At 65.1% G+C, this 21,170-nt stretch carries 15 protein-coding genes and 2 pseudogenes; 9 read left to right on the forward strand and 8 right to left on the reverse strand.

What is annotated here, in order from left to right:
* Positions 1–90 precede the first annotated feature (90 nt).
* The 3 genes and pseudogenes from ACIOD1_RS34735 to ACIOD1_RS34745 form a co-directional block, all read right to left on the reverse strand.
* On the reverse strand, positions 91–327 hold the full coding sequence (locus ACIOD1_RS34735; RefSeq protein WP_401907161.1) for a hypothetical protein: 237 nt from the start codon (positions 325–327) through the stop codon (positions 91–93).
* The gene (locus ACIOD1_RS34740) at positions 294–683 is read right to left on the reverse strand and encodes a hypothetical protein (protein ID WP_401907163.1); all 390 of its coding nucleotides are present in this window, start codon (positions 681–683) and stop codon (positions 294–296) included. The genes ACIOD1_RS34735 and ACIOD1_RS34740 overlap by 34 nt, the downstream gene beginning before the upstream one ends.
* Positions 684–771: 88 nt before the next feature.
* Positions 772–1,101 (reverse strand): annotated as a pseudogene (locus tag ACIOD1_RS34745) (chloride channel protein); the annotation flags it as partial.
* A gap of 67 nt (positions 1,102–1,168) precedes the next feature.
* Here ACIOD1_RS34745 and ACIOD1_RS34750 point away from each other — a divergent pair.
* Complete coding sequence (locus ACIOD1_RS34750; protein WP_401907165.1) at positions 1,169–1,348, forward strand: hypothetical protein; 180 nt, start codon at positions 1,169–1,171, stop codon at positions 1,346–1,348.
* A gap of 55 nt (positions 1,349–1,403) precedes the next feature.
* Here ACIOD1_RS34750 and ACIOD1_RS34755 read toward each other — a convergent pair whose 3' ends face one another.
* Positions 1,404–1,997 (reverse strand): ion channel, encoded by a 594-nt coding sequence (locus tag ACIOD1_RS34755; protein WP_365615580.1) that lies wholly within the window; start codon positions 1,995–1,997, stop codon positions 1,404–1,406.
* A gap of 234 nt (positions 1,998–2,231) precedes the next feature.
* On the opposite strand from ACIOD1_RS34755, the gene ACIOD1_RS34760 reads away from it, so the two are divergent.
* Positions 2,232–2,627: an SHOCT domain-containing protein gene (locus ACIOD1_RS34760; protein WP_365615578.1), complete on the forward strand. Its 396-nt coding sequence runs from the start codon at positions 2,232–2,234 to the stop codon at positions 2,625–2,627.
* Between the two features lie 94 nt (positions 2,628–2,721).
* Here the strand turns inward: ACIOD1_RS34760 and ACIOD1_RS34765 are convergent, their stop codons facing one another.
* Positions 2,722–3,798, reverse strand: a complete 1,077-nt coding sequence (locus ACIOD1_RS34765; RefSeq protein WP_401907142.1) for a DNA cytosine methyltransferase — start codon at positions 3,796–3,798, stop codon at positions 2,722–2,724.
* A gap of 576 nt (positions 3,799–4,374) precedes the next feature.
* On the opposite strand from ACIOD1_RS34765, the gene ACIOD1_RS34770 reads away from it, so the two are divergent.
* From ACIOD1_RS34770 to ACIOD1_RS34795, 6 genes are all read left to right on the forward strand, one after another.
* On the forward strand, positions 4,375–4,500 hold the full coding sequence (locus tag ACIOD1_RS34770; protein ID WP_401907143.1) for a hypothetical protein: 126 nt from the start codon (positions 4,375–4,377) through the stop codon (positions 4,498–4,500).
* Between the two features lie 534 nt (positions 4,501–5,034).
* On the forward strand, positions 5,035–7,932 hold the full coding sequence (locus tag ACIOD1_RS34775; protein ID WP_401907145.1) for a hypothetical protein: 2,898 nt from the start codon (positions 5,035–5,037) through the stop codon (positions 7,930–7,932).
* Complete coding sequence (locus ACIOD1_RS34780) at positions 7,929–9,020, forward strand: hypothetical protein (RefSeq protein ID WP_401907147.1); 1,092 nt, start codon at positions 7,929–7,931, stop codon at positions 9,018–9,020. Before ACIOD1_RS34775 ends, ACIOD1_RS34780 begins: the two co-directional genes overlap by 4 nt.
* Complete coding sequence (locus tag ACIOD1_RS34785) at positions 9,017–14,584, forward strand: DEAD/DEAH box helicase (protein WP_401907149.1); 5,568 nt, start codon at positions 9,017–9,019, stop codon at positions 14,582–14,584. The genes ACIOD1_RS34780 and ACIOD1_RS34785 overlap by 4 nt, the downstream gene beginning before the upstream one ends.
* Before the next feature lie 140 nt (positions 14,585–14,724).
* Positions 14,725–15,291: a DUF4365 domain-containing protein gene (locus ACIOD1_RS34790; RefSeq protein ID WP_401907151.1), complete on the forward strand. Its 567-nt coding sequence runs from the start codon at positions 14,725–14,727 to the stop codon at positions 15,289–15,291.
* Complete coding sequence (locus ACIOD1_RS34795; protein WP_401907153.1) at positions 15,288–16,484, forward strand: hypothetical protein; 1,197 nt, start codon at positions 15,288–15,290, stop codon at positions 16,482–16,484. The genes ACIOD1_RS34790 and ACIOD1_RS34795 overlap by 4 nt, the downstream gene beginning before the upstream one ends.
* Before the next feature lie 141 nt (positions 16,485–16,625).
* On the opposite strand, the gene ACIOD1_RS34800 is transcribed toward ACIOD1_RS34795, so the two are convergent.
* The 3 genes from ACIOD1_RS34800 to ACIOD1_RS34810 all read right to left on the reverse strand — a co-directional run bounded on the left by ACIOD1_RS34800 (position 16,626) and on the right by ACIOD1_RS34810 (position 20,528).
* On the reverse strand, positions 16,626–18,602 hold the full coding sequence (locus tag ACIOD1_RS34800) for a Druantia anti-phage system protein DruA (RefSeq protein ID WP_401907155.1): 1,977 nt from the start codon (positions 18,600–18,602) through the stop codon (positions 16,626–16,628).
* Positions 18,599–20,056 carry an ATP-binding protein gene (locus ACIOD1_RS34805; RefSeq protein ID WP_401907157.1) on the reverse strand — a complete coding sequence of 486 codons (1,458 nt, stop codon included), beginning with the start codon at positions 20,054–20,056 and terminating at the stop codon, positions 18,599–18,601. Before ACIOD1_RS34805 ends, ACIOD1_RS34800 begins: the two co-directional genes overlap by 4 nt.
* An 88-nt stretch (positions 20,057–20,144) precedes the next feature.
* The gene (locus ACIOD1_RS34810; RefSeq protein WP_401907159.1) at positions 20,145–20,528 is read right to left on the reverse strand and encodes a hypothetical protein; all 384 of its coding nucleotides are present in this window, start codon (positions 20,526–20,528) and stop codon (positions 20,145–20,147) included.
* 482 nt (positions 20,529–21,010) lie between these two features.
* Between ACIOD1_RS34810 and ACIOD1_RS34815 the strand changes: the two are divergent.
* Positions 21,011–21,170 (forward strand): annotated as a pseudogene (locus ACIOD1_RS34815) (helix-turn-helix domain-containing protein); the annotation flags it as partial.

Here is a 21,170-nt window from a genome sequence, read left to right on the forward strand (position 1 = left end):
GAATACGTCCAGTATTCGGGCGTCCCTCCGCCTTGCGATGCACCGCATCCGACGCCGCGCGCTGATCCACCACGGATTACGGGACAGCCCTTAGGGGTGTGCACCCGCCGGGGAACCGGCCGGCGGGTGCACCGGCAGCAGTTCGGTGACGACGAAGGCGACCACGGCCGCCAGGATCACCACCGGGGTCATCGCGGCGCTGCCCAGCAGCAGGGTCACCAGCACCACGCTGCTGACCGGCAACCGCATCGCGCTCGCGGTGGCGGCGGCCATCCCTGCGGCCAGCGCGGGAATCAGCCCCAGGCCCGGCAGGGGGGCGACCAGCACTCTGCCTGGGCGCCCAGGAAGATGGCCGGGAAGATCGGTCCACCGCGCAGGGCGCCCAGGCAGAGTGCGTAGGCCAGCGTCTTGAACAGCAGGACCGCCACCAGTACGCCGATGCCCCAGGCCTTCGGGTCGGAGGTCAGCTGGGCCAGGGTGCCCTGGCCGGAAGAGGCCACGTCCGCCGGGTTCCGCCCCGTGGAGAGGGCGTACGCCGCCCCGCAGGCACCGGCGGCCAGGGCGCAGAGCGCGCTGCGGGAGACCGTCTTGCGCGTGACGAAGACCGACACGCGCCGCCCCAGGCCCATCGCCTGGTGCATGACGAAGCCCACGACCACGGCCAGCAACACCGCCCAGGCCACGTCGGCGGCGTCCAGCCGGGGGAAGGGGCCCGCCGGCTTCAGCTTGAGCTGGCCCGTGTCCAGCCCGGTCCACCGCCCGAACCCTGAACACCAGGGACCCGATCCCGCTGGAGAGCAGCGCGGGCAGCATCACGGCGAACAACTGCGGCCCGCCCACGCCCGCCACCTCGATCAGCAGGACGGCGGCGATCAGCGGGCTGCCGAAGATGGCCGCGATGGCCGCGGCGGAGCCGGCCGCCGCCATCAGCAGGGTGGCCTGCGGGGTCGAGGGGGCGCGTGCCAGGTCCCGCAGCAGGACCGCGAGCCCGGCGCCGAGGGCGACCAGCGGAGCCTCCGGGCCCAGCGTGGCGCCCAGCGGAAGGCTCGCCGCCGCCGCGAGCAGTACGCCGGGGAGTGCGATCGGGGTGGAGCCGCCCATGCTGATGCCCGCAGCGGGGATGTGGCCGCCCGCGCCCGGGAGGTGCAGGGCGATCAGGCTCACGCTGATGCCGGAGATCAGCAGCAGCGGCAGCGGCCACCACCAGGGCGCCTGGTCGAAGCCGAGGGAGTGCGGGAGCGTGCTCCACACCGCGTGCTCCAGCGCGTGCATTCCGGCGAGGAACCAGAACGCCGCGAGGGAGACGGGGATCCCGATGAGGGCGCCGAGCAGCAGGGTCTTCATGTAGCCGGGGGATTTGAGCAGGCCCCGCAACAGGACCGCCTCCGCCGGTTGGGTGGCCGTCACAGGTCGCTCCTTCCCGGACCCTCCGGCGAGCGCCGGGCCAGTCCGATCCGTACCGCGCCGAAGAGGAGTTTGGCGACGATTCCCACCAGGATCAGGTTGGCCGCCATCTGCGCGGTGACCAGGGCCCTGGCGCTGGTCGAGACCGGCACGATGTCGCCGAAGCCGACGGTCGCGAAGACCGTCATCGTGAAGTAGAGGGCGTCCGTGCGGCCCAGTGGTTCCGAGAAGGACCCGGGGACGTTCAGCGCGAAGAGGAAGTAGGTGGCGGAGAACAGCAGGAGGAACAGGGGTACGACCGTGGCCAGGGCCTCCAGGGCGAGCAGCCGCGGATGGTCCGAGCGGGTGATGGCGGACAGCTGCCAGGCCACGAGGCAGCTGAAGACCAGCAGTCCGGCGATCAGCTCGACGAGGGTGACGAGGCCGAACCCTTCGTCCAGCGGCACCACGTAGTACAGGCCGGTGAGCACGACCGCCGGTACGCTCGCGCGCACGAGCTGTCTGATCAGGGAGAGCCGGCGCCGGTACCGGCGCCGGCGCCTGCCGGAGTCGTCGGGCCCGCCGGAGTCGTCTGGCCCGTCGACGAGGTCCATGGCCTTCCTCCCGTCGGCGCCGTTCTCGTCCGCCCCGGACGTCCGGGGCGGCCCTCCAGGCATTCCAGCACCGCCCCGGGGCCCCCGCACCTCCGGCAGCCGCCCCCGCACCGACGCCGCCCGCGGCCGGTCCGGAGCGGGTTCACCCGTTCGGCCGCGCCCCGCGTGCCGTGCCCGGGTGCCGCCGGTAGCAAGGGGATGGCGGGGCGGGCCTACCGGAATCGGAGCACACGCATGGACGACTATCCGCTGCTCAACCTCTTCTGGACGATGCTGTTGTTCTTCCTGTGGATGATGTGGTTCTTCCTGCTGTTCAAGGTGATCACCGACATCTTCCGGGACCACAGCCTGAACGGCTGGGCGAAGGCCGGCTGGCTGATCCTGGTCCTGCTGCTCCCCTACATCGGCGTGTTCATCTACCTCATCGCCCGGGGCCGGAGCATGGGCGAGCGGGACGCCCGGCAGGCCAGGGAACGCGAAGAGGCCTTCAAGGAGTACGTCCGCAAGCAGGCGGGCACGACGGGCGCGACCAGCGCGGCGGACGAACTGCACAAGCTCTCCTCCCTCAAGGAGAAGGGCGACATCTCCCAGGAGGAGTTCGACCGGGCCAAGGCCAAGCTCCTGGCCTGACCGGCCGACGGCGCGAGCGAGCCGTCCCGTACGGTCGCCGACGACGTGGCCCGGGGCATGGAACTCCTCGGCTCCACCGGCCCCTTCGCACGCCTCAGACGTACGCCGCCACGGCCTCGTCCACGAGGGCCGCGGCGGGGGCCCAGGTGTCGAGCGCCCTGAGCGCGGCCTCGTCCGGAGGCGACCACCCGAACGCGGCGGACAGCACGTGCATGGCCAGCCGCGGCGGAACGGCATTGCCGATCTGCTGGCCGACGTCCCGCCCCGACCACGGGTAGTCGCCGGGGAAGGTCTGCAGGCGGCCGGCTTCGGAGTGGGTGAACCGTTCCAGCTCGGCCCCGTCGAGCCCCACGACCCGGTTGCGCGAGATCTTCCCCGTGACGGTCGCCGACGGCTCCCACGACCCACGACGTCCGCGCGCCTTGGGGTCCCCGCCGGTGCCGTAGTTCGAGATCACGAGGAAGGGCGACGTCCGCGCCAGCACGTCGTCCATCGACCGCCAGGCCCGCAACGCGCCGTCCCCCTCGTCACGGGACATTCCCTTGCGGTACGTCCGATGGGTGGCGGAGGGCAGCTCCACGGGTTCGGAGCCCCGCCGAGCGATGAGCACGGCTCTTTTGCGCGTCTGGGGAACTCCGAAGGCCTCGGTGCGCAGGAGGCCGCAATCGACTTCGTACCCCTCTTTCCGCAGCGCCTCGGCATAGGCCCGCCACACGGGCAGCACCGCCGGTACCTGTTCGAGAACGATCGCGCGATAGGGCCGGTCGTACACGTCGATCGCTTCGAGCGCCCACCGGAGGGGCTCCAACACCAATCCGGTCCGCTCGTCCTCCATTTTCGAGAGGTCCTTCGCGATTTCCTCGCGGTCCTCTCGGGCGACCATCCGCTCGACGAAGGAGAGGACGTCGTCGAGCGCCCGGCGCCCGGCCCCGTTGCCCGCCACGGTGAACGTCTGGCAGGGCGGCCCCCCGGCCAGCACGTCCGCGTCGGGAAAGTCGGAGGGCCCGTAGAGCCGTACGTCGCCCTCCACCGTCACGAGGCCGGCGGCCCGCCGCGTCGTGCAGGCGGCAGAGTCCCATTCCACACCCGCCGTGGCCACACCCAGCCTCTCGGCGGCCACGTCAAGGCCGCCGGGGCCGGCGAACAGGTCCACGATCCGGACGGGATGCACGTGATCTCCAGGGTTGTCGACGGGGAAGGCCACCGGCGCTTCGATCCGGCCCGACCTCCGCCCTCTGTGACGTACGAGGTCGAACCGGCGCGTCCGGGAACCGGGAGAGGACTTCCTCCAACTCCCGTGCGCACGCGTCCTGCTCGCAGGACCCCCGATCGCGCTGCCCTCTCAGGTCCACAGGCGGCCCCCGCAAGGCTAACGTCCCCCCACGGGCCACCAGCTCCCGCCGGCGGCCCCACCCCGAGACCAGCACCCACAGACCCGCCCCCGACCCCGCACGCACAACAGGTCGGCCCCCTACTCGTCTGAGTAGGGGGCCGACCTGTTTTATGGCTGTCGGGGTGGCGGGATTTGAACCCACGACCTCTTCGTCCCGAATGAGGTCCGGCCGGGCCTGCCACCTCGGACAAGGGCATTTGCGCAGGTCACGCTAGCAGTGTCGGCAGGCATGGGACTGTGTCGGCGGGTCTCGGGGGGCCGATCGGCTCCCAGTTGGCTCCCAGCAGGATGGCTGCAGGCCCCCTGCTGGGTGGCATTGGGTCTGCTGTGAACGGCGAAGGAGACCACGGCGTGATGCGCGACGACACCTTCTGCCTCGGTTTTCGCTTCTCGGTGAAATCATCTCCCCACGGAGGGCTTCACATGACCACCAAGATCGGCACGGTAGGCGTCAGGGATATGGAGGAGGCGAGCACCTGATGCCCGAGGCTGGCCGACGTCGGCACGTTCAACCTCGCCCACCAGCTGACAGGGACGGGCTTGCTTGTTCAACTCGCGGACCGCGATCCCCGGCCGTCGGTACGGCGGGAGGTTGGTGTGGATGCCACTGGCGGACGCGGACTGCTCCTCGTGAGGGAGATGGCCAACCGCTGGGGCTACTACCCACCACGGCGGCCGGGAAGGTCATCTGGCCCGACCTCTCCTTCACGGTTCTGGGCGGTCCGGCCCAGGCCGCACGGAGTAGGCCAAGGAGCGTGGGCAGCCAGGCGAAGTTACCGGCCCAGTCTCCGACCCGCCTTCTTGATCGGAAGGGCGCTGGTCGGCCTGCGTGAGCTGCAGAACGGCTTCACCTGAGTTCCCAGGCAGGCCCGACCAGCGGGGCGGCATGATCCCAGTTCGGCCATCTGCGCCCCTGGAGTGCGGCGGCATGATCTACGCTAAGTGGTGATCTATCCCCCGAGCGTCACTACCTTTGTCTGGCGACGCCCGCACTAACACGTGACAGGAGAGGAGGTGGTGTCGAGCGTGGAGGGGATAGCGCGCGGGGGGTCGGTGGAGGTGCTCAAACACCTACACCTGCAACTCGATCACCACTTTCGGACACTCCACGAGCGTCGCCGGGCCTTGCATCCGCCGGCTCCCGTCTTCGCGTTGGAGCACGACCTCGTTGGTGACGAGCTCGAACTACTCCTGGCCGCAGTGCGTGAGGCTGTCGCTGATGGACTCGACGCGCGATACCGCGCCTGGTGGTTGCCATTCGCGGTGTTTGCCGCTGAGATCGGGTACGACTACGTCGGGGGTGAGTTCTGGCCCCTTTGGGGACAGAGGGCGCCAGGGTGGGAGGGCGGGCCCCAGTGGAACGTACCCCTCAACCGGAAACGCATCAAGCAGTGGTTCAGGCGCTTCGCGGACGATTACGGAGGTGCGGAGCCGAGAGGTGGCTTCGCCACGAACTTCACCATCATTGCGTGGCCGATCACACATGCCGTGATGCCGGCGGATCTTCAGCGGCAGATGGCCCAGCTCCTGTTCGAGTCGCGCGGAGTGCTGAATGCGGAATTGTTGGCTGATCCTGATGCACTGGGCGCATGCCTGGTGTCGCGCACGGGCGGATACAGCGAGCGCTTCCGTATCCTCTGCGCCAATCAGAGCCTCCTGGGCCAGGTCGCAGTTGCGCTGCTCTCGGGCGACGAGGAAGAGTCCCCATACCTTGTGCGGTCGACACTCAGCCGCCTGGTCGCCGGCCTGAGTAATGAACAGGCCTCCCGAAGTTGGCTGTCGCGTGCCAGGCAGTCCGCCAATGTGATCCGCTCAAGTGGCTTCCTTCCGACAGGAGCGGGTGCCGCGTCTGTACAGCGAAGGCGCCGCGTCTCAACTGTTATCAGCCCAAGGATGTTCCTACGCAACCAACATGGTGGCTGGCAGCCGTATCTGGAACTGCCCGATCTCACGCCGCTACAGACAATCAGTCCACAAGTCGAGCAGGAACTTCGGAGTCAGCGTGCAAGGGTCGAAGGTCATCCCCGTCTGTTCGCCCGCGGTCGACTGCTGTGGCCCGACAAAGTGCCGCTGTCGGCCTGGCCTCGACCCGGCGTTCCAGTCATCGAACTGGAACGCGGATCGGAGGCCGTCAACAGGCTGATCGCCGAGCACTGCTCCATCGATCCGGGGCCCTGGTGGCTGTTCAGGAAGCGATCAGTCGGGGAACCCATAGAGGTAAAGGGCAAGTTCGTTCGACCCGGCAACGAGTACTGCTTGGTTGGGCGAGTTGGCAGCAAGCCGCCCTCATTGCCCTGGATCGCGCCGACGATGACCTCGGTCGAAGGCGTGCACGTCTTTGAGGTCACGGTGCCGCAGAAGGTCGGCGCAGCAGAAGTCGAGCAACTTGCAACTGTCGGGCTGGCAGTAGCATCCGACGTCTCGATTCGGCCGGTAGGCTTGGTGCCAGGATCCTGGGACGGGGACGGGGCCATCGAGTGGCTTGTTGGCGAGCCGGCGATGCTGGCCGTGAAGTCTGCTCACGCTGCGGACAAGTGCGCGGTGACCGTAGACCGTGGCCTTCCCTTTGTGCTGGAGTTCCCGGAAGGCCAACCAGAGCTGTTCTTTGCTCTGGAGAATCTCGGAGTGGGTACGCACGATGTGAACGTCGCGCTGCTCACCCCAGAGACGGATCGGCCCCTCTTCAGCGGCTCCCTGACGATCACGATTCGTGACCTCCACACCAACCGCGAAGCCGCGACGGAAGGTACCGCGATCCGGCTGTTCGCCACACCGGCGCGCCCAAAGATGACTGAACTCTGGGATGGCAGGGCGAGTCTCTCGATTGACGGTCCGCTGGAGACAAGGGCCGAACTGTCAATCACTCTCCGTGACGACGCGGGAAGGGAGCTGGAAAGGCAACTCCACGGCATCTCAGTGCCCTTCAGTGATGGCGCGTGGGAGAAGCTGACGGAGCAGGTCTTGCGCAAGAAGAGAATACTCGGCGCGTACGAAGAGGCCGAGTCATGTGAAGTGTCGGTATTTCAGAACGGAGTTGGCTTCGCATCCCTGGTCTGTGAACGCGGCTTCGACCCGCTCCGCTGGGTGCTCGCCAAGCGGCACAGCGGGCAACACGAAGCGCGGCTGATAGACCGGACAGGCAACGACGACACGCAGGTGCACATCTTCTCGGTGGAGGCCCCGCTGGCCTGCATGGCGCAGGATCCCCGTGGACCAATCGCCGTGCCAGCGACAGGCGGACTCCTGCAAGCGATTTCCGGCAAGCTGACAGCAGCGACCATCCTGCCGCCCGAGCCAAACCAACTGCGCCAGAGCCGCCCGGCCGTGCCGCGATCCTCAGATGACTCGCTCCTTGAGGTTCAGCGGCTCATCGAAGGTCACCGTCGGTGGCTCGACGCCGATCTGCCAGCGGACCCGTTCGCTCGTCACCAACAGGAGCAAGTCCTTGAGGCGATCACTACGGCGCTTGTGTCCGTCATCGCCGGACCCCGGTGGGCAAACCTAGAACGAAAGCGCGGTACAGCTGGTGCGTACCGGCAGCTCGAACTGCTGGATGAAATGGAAAAGCTAGTAGGCGAGCCTTCCAAACAGCGCGCCGCTGCCCGGCAGATCGCTCGCCATCTCTGGCAGTGGGTTGATGCACCAGCTGCGTTGAGCGAGGGATTTGCTGGTGCTATTGAAGCCGTCGTGACGTCCAGCGGCCTCGGTGACTCTCAGGCCGCAGCAGACTTCCTGCTAGCGCTCGCGAGCCGGCCAGGCTCGGTCGCGAACTGGGCGGAGCCCGAAAGAGACCGGCTCCTGAGGGGCGTGCTGACTTCCCCCGTACTCATCCGGGCGGCGAGGTTCGCAGTGCTGGGGACTCACGCCCTCCGGGATACATCGGACCGGCCGGCTCCCGGGGCCGGCCGATGAATATCAATGCGCTCAGTGGCCGTGAGGTCGCCAGACTTACCGTCCGCGCGCTTGGCCTGGGGGAGGTGGCGATCGATCTGAGTGCACCCGAAGTGATCTGCTCATCACTACGCCGCGCAGCCGCGTTCCTGTGCCCGGCGACGCCGCGTGAACTCGTCGATGCGGTGATGGAGGTGCTCGGTCCGCTCGACGATCCGTCCGCGGTCACTCGTGCCCAGCTAGCCACCCAGTTGGATCTGCTGGTGGCAATCGGCGACCTAGTCGAACTCCCGAACCGGAAGGATCTTGGACGTCGGAGGCTCTATCTCGCTCCACCCTCTTATGTGATGAAGGCCCCCGGGAGATACCTCTTGCTGGGTGTACGCCCCGACGGCGTGCCGCTCCTGGACGAGTCTGTCGGCGCGGTCATGCGCCTCGAGGGCCACGTGCGGTCCATCGCAATGGATGCCACCACGGGACCGGTCCGGCTGCATGCCGCCGGACTCCATGAGATCAGCATCGACGACTGGCGCAGGCAACCGAGTGTGGCTAGCGCTGCCGCCATCGTCCGCGGGATGCGTCAACGCTTGGACTGGGCAGCACACTCGGGTCTCGTCAACGATCTGAGGATTCTCGATCCCGCGTCGTCGGTTCTCTATTACCGGGGCCGTTGGCGGCTACCCGCTGACGGCGACTGCGGAGACTACGTTGCCCGTCGGCCGCAGGCATATGGAGCTGATCTGTGGTGCTTTGTTCGCGTGGAGAGCGGCATGCCTCGTGCGCTCATTGATATGCCAACTGACGATCCTGCCCTCCCGGCGTGCGACGAGGCGTGGCGGCTTCAGGCAGCGATCGACGCTGCACGGGGAAGGCCGCAGATCCTGCGGATTCGGCACGCCGACGGGGCCCACGAGAGCCGGAGTCTGGACCTGTTCGGCCCTGTGCCCGGGTGGGCGCAGCGTTACCTGGAACTTGTGGGGGTCCCTGGCCTGCGGGCCAGGGACGCGCTGATCACGTATCGCGTGCCGCTCTGGGCGATCGGCGAACTAAAGAAGTTCTTCGCTGACATGCTATGGATGCACGTCAACGATGAGGGAGGAGTGGCGTGACCGCGGAAGCGCCCACGATCGCAGAGACGGTCGCCAGCATTCAGGCGGCCCTTCGGGACTACATCGAGGCCACGTACCACGTGGGACACCCAACCGTGATCGAACAGCGTCGCGAGTTGCTGAAGCGGGAGGGGGTGCTCCACCGTGAGCCGTTCATCGAGAGTACCCCCCGCTACCAGACTGGCCGAGGCTTCGGTGATCTCGAACTCGATGCAGCGGCCAGGGCGCTCCTTGTCAGCCTGAGTACACACGTCGGTGGTCACCAGCCACTCCTGCACGACCCGCCATACACGCACCAGGCGGAGGCCCTGGAGTGGACGATTCGCGACGGCCTCAGCCTTGCGGTCACGACCGGTACAGGTTCCGGAAAGACGGAGACGTTCCTTGAGCCGATGCTGGCGAAGCTCGCAACGGAGGCCGCTCACAAGCCTGAGTCGTTCGCAGCCCCCTCAGTAAGAGCCCTGATTCTCTACCCAATGAACGCGCTGGTGAACGACCAACTGGGACGTCTTCGCCTGCTGCTCGGCGATCCGCGCGTCACCGCGCAGTTCACGGCGTGGGCTGGACGGCCAGCACGTTTCGCCCGCTACACCAGTCGCACTCTCTACCCCGGTGTACGACGGGTAGAGAAGGACCAGGAGCGGCTGCGGTCGATTGAGGACTTCTACATCGACCTGATCGACCGGGCGTCCAACCCCTCGGCGCAAGGACATGGCACGGCGTCCGCCCTTATCGAGAAGCTGCAGTCGCGCGGAAAGTGGCCCGCTAAACCGGACCTGAAGGCGTGGTACGGAGAACACGGCTCCCGCTGGAAGAACAGGAACGGCGAGTTCATTCGAGCCGTCCTCCGGCCTGAGGACCCCGAGCTTTTTACGCGCCATGAAGTGCTGGACACGCCGCCAGACGTGCTAATCACGAACTACTCGATGCTTGAGTACATGCTCATGCGTCCGCTCGAGCGGCCGGTCTTCGACGCGACCCGAGCATGGTTGGAGAACAACCCTGACGAGAGGTTCCTTCTCGTCGTAGACGAGGCCCACCTCTACCGCGGGGCTGGTGGCGCAGAGGTGGCGCTCCTTCTGCGTCGCCTCCGCGCAAGGCTTGGGATTACGCCCGATCGGCTACAGGTGATCTGCACAAGCGCGAGCTTTGCCAGCGCAGAGTACGCACGCCAGTTTGCCGCGCAGTTGAGCGGCAAATCTGCAGACGACTTCAAGACCGTGGAAGGGCGGCTCGCCCTGCGGGAACCCGCCACCACAGGCAACTTCCAGGATGCTCAGGCCCTAGCTGCCGTACCCATGCAGGCGTTCCACGACGCGGAGTCGGACGCGGGCCGCATCGCCGCGGTTCGTGGACTGCTGGACTACCGAGGGGTCGCTGAGGAGGTGTCTGGCGCCACTGTCGGCCAACTGCTCTACGAAGCCCTCAACGACTTCTCCCCGATGAATCTGCTCGTGAACGAGACAATGCAACGAGCCCATCCGGTCCATGAACTGGGCGGCCGCATCTTTCCGATGGCGGAGAAGGAGCTTGCCGACAGGGCGGCCTCTACGCTGGTAGCGCTCGGCAGCGCCGCCCGCCGGTCAAAGGATGACGCCGGGTTGCTGCCATGCCGCGTGCATGCGTTCTTCCGGGGGCTGGCAGGGCTGTGGGCCTGTCTCGATCCCGACTGCTCAGAAGCTGACCGGGAGGTGCACTCGGAGCCTGGGCCGGTAGGCAAGCTTTACGCCCAGCCGCAGGCTACCTGCGGGTGCGGAGCCCGCGTTTTCGAATTGTACACATGCCGGCACTGTGGCTCCGCTTATGCCCGAGCCTATACGGACGATGTCCTTGACCCATCCCATCTCTGGCACGAGCCGGGTGGGGCATTTCAGTCTGCAACTGGCGCCATCCCTAAACTTCAAGCGCTAGATCTACTGCTGGAGTCCCCGTCGGGTGACGAGACCAGGGTGGAGCCAGCGGACCTCGACCTCATCACCGGGCGGCTCAATCCACCGGGGGAATTCGGCGAACGCATGCGCAGCGTCTTCATTCCTCGGCTCCGCGGTGGAGAGTCCATCGGAAGTGACGACGATGGTGAGGAGGGTGAGGCGAACGGCGAGTTCAAGCCCTGCGGTATGTGCGGGCGACTCGCTGGCTTCGGTCGATCATCGGTGCAGGATCACCAGACAAAGGGTGACCAGCCCTTCCAGGCATTGGTGACTCGTCAGGTTGAGGTCCAGCCTCCTGGTGCTCAACCGTACAGCGACTTCGCCCCGTTGCGCGGTCGCAAGGTGCTCGCCTTCTCTGACTCTCGGCAGGTTGCCGCTCGGCTTGCGCCCAACCTGCAGACTTATTCTCTGCGTGACGTCATGCGGCCCGTGATTCTGCGCGGGTGGCGGGAACTCGCTAATCACCAAGTTCTGGGTCCGATTCTCAGCCTGGATAGGCTGTATGTGGCCGTCATGGTCGGATCGCATGTGTTGTCGGTGCGACTGCGGCCGGAACTGCGACCTACGGAGTCACTCCATGTGATGGGCACGGTCGCACGGGCCATCGATAAGGGTGCACTGACAGGTAACTTCAATGAAATGGGTGCGCTCCTCACTACCGCCCCGCCGCCGCAGTCACTGTTGCGCGCAATATATGCAACGATAACGGACAAGTACTACGGGCTGTCATCGCTTGGCTTGGCCTCAATCCGGGAGCGAGCAAACCTCACCGACGAGTTGATTGCGAAGCTTCCGGACATCGGTGGAGTCGCAGAGGGCGCCGAAGCCAAGCTCGCGCTTGTCCGGTTGTGGCTGACTGCGTGGAGTACCCCTGGCATCTGGTTCCCGTCGATGACCGACGGGGACTGGTGGCGGCAGAAGGGTGGCGTCCAGCCCCACGCGGGAAGGTTCGAGTCCGTCGACCGATTGCTCGGATCGAAGGCCGCAAGGCAGAACTTTAGGGACGGGTGGCTGCAGACGCTGCTCACAACCTTCTGCGAACCGGTAGGTAGTGGCGCGCACCGGATTTCTGCCTCGAATTTGGCCTTGGAGCTCGGGGGGCAGTGGGGCTACTGCGAGCGGTGTCGCTCCACGCAGCGGCCACTTCCCGGTAGCCGAAAATGTACCAGTTGCGGCGCTGATCGAGTCCGCATCCTTGACCCCGATACCGATCCGGTCTTTCAGGCCCGTAAAGGCTACTACCGGGCCAGTACGGTCCGCGCTCTCAAAAACCCGCCTGAGCTGCCTATGAGCATCATTGCCGCCGAGCACACAGCGCAGCTCAACGCCGCACAGTCGGACGCCGTATTCTCCAAGGCCGAGGAGCACGAGTTGCTCTTCCAAGACGTTGATCTCGGCCTGTCCCGGCAGGGAGAGCAGTCGCGCGCCGCCATCGACGTGCTGTCATGCACGACCACCATGGAAGTCGGCATCGACATCGGCAACCTGACCGGTGTAGCCCTGCGCAACATGCCGCCCTCTCGTGCTAACTACCAGCAACGAGCGGGCCGGGCCGGCCGCCGGGGTAATGCGATCGCCACCGTGCTCGCCTTCGGCAGCGCTGACACCCACGACGACCACTATTTCCGCCAGCCAGAGCTGATGATCCGCGGCAAGGTCGATGATCCAGTGCTGACGATGGACAACGAAGAAATCGTGCGGCGCCATGTCATCGCGTACCTACTGCAGCGCTACCACCAGGATCGGCTGCCGGCAATCCAGCCTGAGGACCAGCCCCAACTCTTCGAAGTTCTTGGGAAGGTCACCGCATTCACGGGGACGACATCCCCTCTGAACCGAACAGACCTGGAAGAGTGGCTGAAGGGTGAGGAGAACGCGCTACGCGAAGAGGTCGCAGCGTGGCTTCCCGAGGAACTGAGCTCGGATGCCCGTATCGCGGTACTCCAAGGCATCGTGACGAGGACGCTCTTCGAGATCGATAAGGCTCTTGAGCTCGACCTCGACGGGTCGCTAATGGAGGGCAGTGCGAGGGAAACCTCACTGGCGAACACAGAAATGGAGCCGGAACCCCCGGCCGAGGACGACGCGGAAGAACCGAGCGCCCGACGGAGCCAGAAGAACCTGCTCGACCGTCTCCTGTACAAGGGAGTTCTGCCGCGCTATGCGTTCCCGACCGATGTGGTTGCCTTCCACGTCTTCGATGTCAATCGGTCTACGCGGTTCAACACCGAGTTCCAATACGCGGCCAGCCAGGGGCTCACGGTGGCGCTCAGCCAGTACGCCCCAGGCAAAGTGGTGTGGATCGACAACAAGGAATGGACCTCTGGAGCCATCTACTCGCCGGTCCAGAAGGAGCTTTTTCAAGCATGGCAGGAACGGCTGCTCTACTTCGAATGCCAGGTCTGCCACTACGCGAAGCACTTCCCCCTCGACGAGGCAAAACGCGGAGAGGAGCGAGACTGCCCCGCCTGCGGTGCCGAGAAGAAGTTCGGTAAGGCCAAGACCTGGATGCGACCGCCCGGGTTTGCGCACCCAGCCGATCAGGATCCGGGAACGAGTCCCGACGACGCCCCCGCGCGCAGCTATGCGACGCGCGCCAAGCTGATGGCACCAGGGCCGACGGAGGAGTCGGCCTGGAAGCGCGTCACAGACCGTCTGACACGGACATACCGCCGAGAGACATTGCTTGTAACCAACACGGGCCCCGGCAACGAGGGATACACGTACTGCACCCGTTGTGGGCTCATCGAACCCACGGCTATGGCCACGGGGAGGTTGCTTACCACCCACAAGAAGCCTTACCCCGACGAGAAGGCACCAGAATGTCCCGGCACTGGTTCGACCCGGGGCATGGTGCTGGGCAACGACTTCATTTCCGATGTGCTTCTGGTGCGCTTGAAGGTGGACTCGCCGATCACCCTGAGCCCGGCGAATCTCTCGACGCACATTGCACTGCGTTCAGTTGCTGAGGCGCTCACGATCGCGGCAACCCTAAGGCTCGGCATTGAGGCCACGGAACTGCAGGCAGAGTATCGGCCGGCGCTGACTGCCCTAGGTAACGAAGGCCTGGAGGCCGAGATCTACGTCTATGACACGCTTGCCGGCGGAGCCGGCTTCACCCGGAGGGTCAACGACTACGGCGTAGAGATCCTCGAACAGACACTGAAACTGCTGGAGGACTGCCCGGAAAACTGTGACCAGTCCTGCTACAGGTGTCTGCGCAGCTTCCGCAATCGTTTCGAGCACAGCCTCCTCGACCGCCATGTCGGTGCCAGCCTGCTGCGGTACCTGATCCACGGGACGGAACCGACCCTGAATGAGGAACGACTTGAGCGCTCTGCCGACACCCTCTGCCAGGACCTCAGCAGTCGAGGCAGCAACGCTCAGTTCACGCGTGGCACCAAGATCGAAATTGAGGGCGTCGGAACAGTCACAGCGCCCATTCTCGCGCAGCGTGGCGACCAGCAGTGGATCTTCGGCGTGCATGACCCGCTAAGCCCTGACGTGGCACCCACCGACGAACTGCGTCGCGCGAAGGAGACGGGCAGCGTGCCTGTGCATCTGATTGACGACATGGTGATCTCACGCAACCTCCCATTCGCCAGTGGTCAGGTACTTCAGGCACTGGCCTAGCCGATAGCGGACATCGGCCCGCCGCTCAATCTCAATTCGGAGGCGCGGCGGGCCTGCTGTGGGTGCAGCAAGGTTCGCGCCGAAACGGCAATCAGAGTGACGGTGTTTGACCGCCGTCGGGAGAAGCCAGGAGGGGGCGTATGCCAACAGATGGCATCGACGAGGCGATGGGCGAAGAGGACCTCGCGGAAGGCCAGGTTCCCATAACCGCACTACAGGAACACTTCAGCGTTTCGTTCACGCGGATGATCGCCTATGCGGCCGGATGCTCCATCAAGCCACACGAGACTGACTATGAAGGCGTCGACATCACGATCGTCTCGTCGCGGGAGTACCGTGGTTACTACGGTCCTCAATTCGAGCTTCAGTTGAAGTGCACTTACCAGGAAAGTCTACTTAAAGACGATAGTATGACTTGGCGGATGAAGGCGAAGCCCTTCCGGAAGCTTACGCGCGGCAAGCGATATATTCCGGCATACCTCGGCGTGCTCCTGATACCCCGTGAACCGGAGCCGTGGCTTAGTGTAGAGGAATGGGGACTGTTCACGCGTAGCCGCATGTTCTGGGAGTCGGCCGAAAACCTCAGATACGACGGGCCGATCAAGGACTACCACACGGTCCATCTGCCGCGTCGGAATCTGTTCACGGGTGATCAGCTTCGGGGCATCATGAAGTGTATTGGCGATGCAGAGGAGGGGCAAAGGTGAGCCGGACGACATTTGACACGTACCGCGAGGTCGCATCCGCCCTGACTCCGGCAGCAGTATCTCAGTTTCTTGCTTCCCAAGACTGGGAATTGGAGCAACGTCAGACGAAAGTCCGTGAAGTCTGGCGCTACCGCTCGGATGGTCCACTCCTGGCAGCGCCGCGGATCATGATCCCCTTGGCCGCAGACTTCGCCGACTTCACGCCGCGGTTCATCGATGCACTGGAATCGCTGGGGCACATCCACGACTGGGATGCAGGGCAACTTCTCGAGCATGTCCTGGCGACGCGCGCCGATCTGTTCTTCGTGCGCCTCGATCAGCGCATGATCGACGGCACGATCCCCTTCAGGCAGGCGGAAAGGACACTGCAGGGGATCCACAAAATGATGAAGGCGTCGGCTACGACAACCGCGGACCCAAATCACTCGCACAAGGGGCGTAGACCGCAAGCGGTGGGGGAATTCTTGGAGGGATCTGTAAGGCTCGGCCACACTAAGCGGGGCAGCTTTGTCTTCACCGTGGTGACGCGCCTGGGCGATGGCGGCTCCCCGCCGGTGAAGGGTACAGAGGAGCCGGCCATCGCCTTCCCACGGCGAGTAATGGAGACCCTGGCCAGAGGGTTGGAGGCTACGAGGCTGTTGGCGCAATCTGGGGGGCATCATTCCCTCGCGTCTCCTGGCGGTTGGGGGCTCAGTGTTGGCCTGCTCGAGTCGCTCGAAGACTTGTCGGCCCCGGATCACCTCCATTCGCTGGACTTGTCCTTTGAATGGGCGGCCGCAGAACAAAGGCCGGATGTAGGGCTGGCGACAATCATGTTTGACCGGGACTTGATTGCCGAATTCCCACATATCCGGGAGCGGCTCATCCAGAGAGATGAACCTGTCCGTCGAGAAACACTGGTCGGACTCGTTAAGTCACTTGCGCGAGATGACTCCACGCCGAGTAGCGACGAGGCGGCAATCGTCACCGTCGCGGCGGACGTGAATGGCAGGGCCCTGCGGGTTCAGGTTCCTCTGGCCGGGGACGATCACGGCTGGGCCATCATGTCGTACAGGCGTCAGCTTCCCTTCACCGTCACCGGGGACTTGTCTTACGAGCGCCGCGCTTGGCGCCTGACGGGCGACATCGTGGTCGATTCGAGTTTCATGCGTCACATCTCAGGGTCTTCAGCTCCGGACTTGGGAGAAGCCTAGGGCTGCCGTGCGCTTCGCTCGAACGGTTCCCTACCGATGCCCTCAATACACCGGCGCTCGTCGGCTGCTGGCTGCCGCACTCCTGGAGGTCCGGGTGCGGCAGCCAGCAACGAGGGCGATGCGGCTGCGTGGGGGTGCACGCTAGTCGGCGAGAGGGAGCATCCCCTCGCCGACGGGCAGTTCTACGACTCTGGGGGGCAGTGGCACGCGGGCACCGTGCTCAACTGGTCGGACCAACCGGTGAGCGCGCATGGCCGCGAGGACTTCCTCGCGTCGTGCGCGCGGCCGACACCAGCGCTCGAGCCACCATTCGGCGACCTTGGCGTCAGCGTCCGGGAGTTCTAGATCCAGCAGGTATTGCGGTTCTCTGTCGACGCCGAGTGAGTAGTCACGGAGATTCTCGACCAGCGGAACACCGTAGAGGATGCGTTCCCGGCCGTGCCGTAGGAGTTCGTTGGCCGGCCATCCGAGTGCTGCCAGTCCCAGCCGCACCTTACGCAGGCGTGGACTGACGCCCTCGCCGAAGAGGCTGTTCACGCGGACAAGCGAGCCGCGCAGCGCCGGCAGCCGGGTTAGGGCGTCAACGGTCTCCTCTGAGAAGTGGGAGGTTCCGAACGAGCGGGAACGTCCGAGTTCGTGGAAGCCCATCCGGGTAGCGCTGTCGCCCCCCATGACCTCGGCTGGCCAGAACAGCCGGTTGTACTGACTTGATCCGGTGCCGTAGAGCGACGTGGTTCCAACAAAGGAGAGACGAGGCTCGCGCATGATCGGACGGCCTGCCATCGCGGATGCGATCTCACTCGGTCGCGCGTACTTCTCGCGGTAGGCCGTGATGACAGGGGGTGAGACGGCCAATGCCCCTACTAGTTTGCCGGCGGCCAGTGCGCTGTACGGCGCCACGGCACCGCACACCGTGAGGTCTGCGATGACAGTGCCGACTCGTTCTCCTCGTGCGCGACGGACCACACGACGCATCTGCGTACGGGCCTTTGGATCTGAAAAGGCCTTGGTGAGGCCTTCGGCGGTGGGCGGGGACAGGTAGGCCCCCAGCAGGGTCTCGATTTCCAGCGCATCCGCGAGAGCTGCTGAGCGCTTGCTGCGAAACAGGTCTGATTTGGCGCGCTCCACCCACGCATTGCGTCCGATATTGCGGACTTCACGGATCGTGGTTGTCTGGTGATGCCTCTGACGGTGCCGCTCAGCATCATCCCGCAGCCGTGCAACGGCCTCGGGCGTGGGCGTCACCAGGTCGGTTGGTTGGAGAACTCCGTCACGCAGTTGGTCGTCGAGGTAGATCTCGCTTCGCTGAGTCTCAATCCGTTGAGCTAGCCATGAAGCGCCATCGTCTGTGGGCTCAGCGCGCAGGTGCGCAAGGAACTGATCGGTTTCCCAACCCATCCAGCGGTCGCGTTCGGCAATCTGGACGATCGGACTGGAGATCGCTGCCAGACCGATCACCGTATGAAATTCGGTGGCTGCGTCCCGGATCAAGATCGGCATTGAGCGCCCGGGGACGGTGGCGTAGGCGTTCGACCACGTGTGCCGGAAGTAGCGCCAGATATCGTGGAGCTTGAATCCGGTCCGTTCGCACGTTGAGGAATCGACGACCTGAACATAGGGCTTGATGGCGTCGGCGGCCGTAGCCGCGTCCTGAAGGGCGTCTGCCAACTCCCGGCCGTCCCGCATCAGGTTGAAAACGGAGACCAGCCGGTCGCCGTGCTCGTGCGTGCGCTCCATCCCCTCGACGAATCGCCGAACGCTGCTCCTGCTGAGCTGTTCATCTCGGCGGAGAAGTTCCTGGCGCCGGATCCGGGCCTTCTCCGTGGCGCGGTCACCATGCGCTGACGGGGGAGCGAAGACCGCCTTGGATCTCTCCGCCTTGACCGTCCAGCCCTGGTCCACGAGATCGATGACGCAGTGAGCGGCAGCCGCGAGCATAGGCTGCTCATAGAGCCTGGTGATCTTCGCGGCTCGGATCCAACGCTCGTGGTCACCCACGTCCTTGCCTTCGGCCGCAACGCTCTCCAGCAGGGTGCAGAGGCGGGCGAAGCCTTGGCGTTCCAGGCGAGAGGCGTCGGCCGGCAGGCTGAGGGGAAGGAGCGCGGCCTTTTCTTTCATGACTTCTGGAGCATCCGTCCGTAGGTCCTGCTCCAAAGTTGCAGGAGAGTATCGCAATTCTGGCCATCCCGGCCCAGGAGAGTTGTGGTGCGAGCAAGGGACAAGAGGAAGAGTTCGAGGGCGACGCGCAGTTCTCCTGCGGCCTCGTCACTCAGTGTCTGCAGCGGGTGGTAGAGCGCTGCAAAAGCAGGATGATCAACGTTCAGCGTCACGTCGAGCGTGCGCCGCTTCAGGCTCGAGGTGAACATGGTCCCGACTGGGAGTTGCTCTGATCCGATCCGGTAGGACAAAGCCCCCGAACCTCTGCCTGTCCTCCGAATCACGGGCAGGTCGAGATCAGCGGCCTCGGCAATCCGGCATGACGTCTCCGTCGCCGCTCGAAACTTGACCTCCTCGAAGGCCTGACGTGCGCGAGAGTTCAACAGCCGGGCGATCGACTCCAGCTCCGGCCCGAGTGCTTCTTGGAGTACCTGGGAGGGCCGCACACCCTGCTTGTTGATGGTGATGCCGAAGTGCTCATCGAGCACAGGGTCGAACTCGATCTCGCAGCGCCACCAGTCGTCATAATTCTCCTTTCGCTTCCCGCCCATGAGGTGCCAGCCGCTTGCGATCTCACGGCCAGCGCGGAGGATCGAGACGCCAGCGCCGCCTACGATGCCGACACGTCTCTTGGTTATGTTGTCGAGGCGGTGCCACTGATCAACTGGAAGCATGGAGAACCGAACTGTGACGAAGGCCGTTTCGCCTGAAGATGATGCGAGTTCGTAGCGGAGCGGCTCGAAGGCCATGCGTGCGCTGTGACCCTCGATTTTGGCTGTGAGGAGCAGGGGGTCGATCGGGTCGACTTGCTTCCCGTTGATACTCAGGGTGACATCGCCTTTGCCGATGAACCTTCGATACATGCGGCCCAAATCGCGGCGCAAGGCGCGTTCGAGCCAAGCGAGACGCTTGTACTCGATGCGGTCACAGTTCTGCCAGACTACAAGGCAGCCTGACCCTGTGGTGCCACCGCTCCGTCGGCGAGCGCGAAGGTCGACCGGAGCGCCTGTGACGATCGCATCAACATCCAGGCAGACCTGGTGAGCAGCCTTGTCGTCTTGCCATGAGGTCACCTCGACTCGCCGAGCCTGGCTAAGGGACGCAGCAGGCAGGCCCATTCCGAACCGGCCGAACGACTTCCGCTCGTCGAAGCGGGATGAGCCGCCGAACCGTAGGCACGCCTCGAGTTCTGGGCGTGACATGCCCACCCCGTTGTCCTCGACTCGGATCTCTGGGAGTCCTCCGGCCACGGGACGCACGATTGTGACCGAGATCACCGTGGCGGCCGCCTGTAGGGAGTTGTCGACGAGTTCGGCGAGGGCCGTCGAGAGGCTGACGTAGCCCGACTCTCGGACGGCACGGATGAAGTTGTAGGAGACCAGGAGGTCATCCTTGCGGTGGTTCTGCTGGGCCATGGCTCTCCCGATGACGTGCTCGATCCCTGCGTCGAGAGTAGCTGCATCGATGTCGCCTGGGAAGTTGATCGTTTCGATGCGGCGCAGGTCATTCAGGCTGGGCTGAGATCGTTGCCGTGATCCGTTTCGTCTTCGCGGGCTCGGTGAGATCCAGGCCCGATCCGTCGTCCATGAGGAGGCGCACGGTGGGGCGGGTGGTCCCGGCCGCCAGCCGAAATGGTTCCACAGCCTCGTGCAGGACAACACGGCCAGTCCGCTGAAGATCGAACGTGATGAGGTGGCCGGCAGTGTTGATGTTGATGGTTCGCTCGACGATCTCGACCGCCGATACAACTTCACCCGCGAGCGCTTCTGGCGGCGGTGAAGCGGACTTCAACGAGTTGATGCCGAGCACCTGCAGCGCCGTGATTGTCCGCCCCTTGAGGTGCGCCAAGAGGGGGCTGATTTCCGCTGCGGACTGGATGGTAGCCATGTGAGCATCATGGCTGAAGCCGGGGGAAGCGTGCGCAACCCCCTGTGGTAGGTGGTGAAGATTCGGGCTCGCCGCTTGCTTTCGCGGGGCGCGGTTGATGGTGCGTCTCCTTCTGGTAGGTGCCTTCTGGCTTGGGGGCATCGCTGCACCAGAGGACTCAGGAGGGAGTGGGGAGCGGAGTCGCGGGTGGGATCGGCGCCGACGCCGGGCAGGGCGTAGTCGCGGGAGTCGAGGTACCGGCCGGCGTAGTAGGCCTCCCGAGACTGGGTGCCGCGGGCCTGGGCGATCAGGTCGCTGGCGTCGATGGCAACGGTGAGCGTGAGGGCTTCCTGTCTGTAGGCGCGGGCGACTGGCAGCCGTCCGGCGTTGACGGACATGCAAGCGAGCAGCCCCGGGGCGTTCGCGGCTACTGACCTTGAAGTTGTCTTGTCGTAGGGGCTGACGGTCGGTGATCGTCGCGGTATGCGTTCCGTGAGCGGGTCCGGATGGAAGCGGTCGCGATGTTCGCCGAAGGTCGGGGCAGTACGCAGATCGCGAAGGAGTTACGGGTCAGTGTCCGATCGGTTCAGCGGTGGCGTCGTGCTTGGCTTGAGGCCGGCCAGGACGGGGTCCGTTCTCAAGGTCCGGCGTCCCGTCCGAAGC

It is taken from the genome of Streptomyces sp. NPDC088097, from assembly GCF_044741845.1.
Classification (GTDB): Bacteria; Actinomycetota; Actinomycetes; order Streptomycetales; family Streptomycetaceae; genus Streptomyces.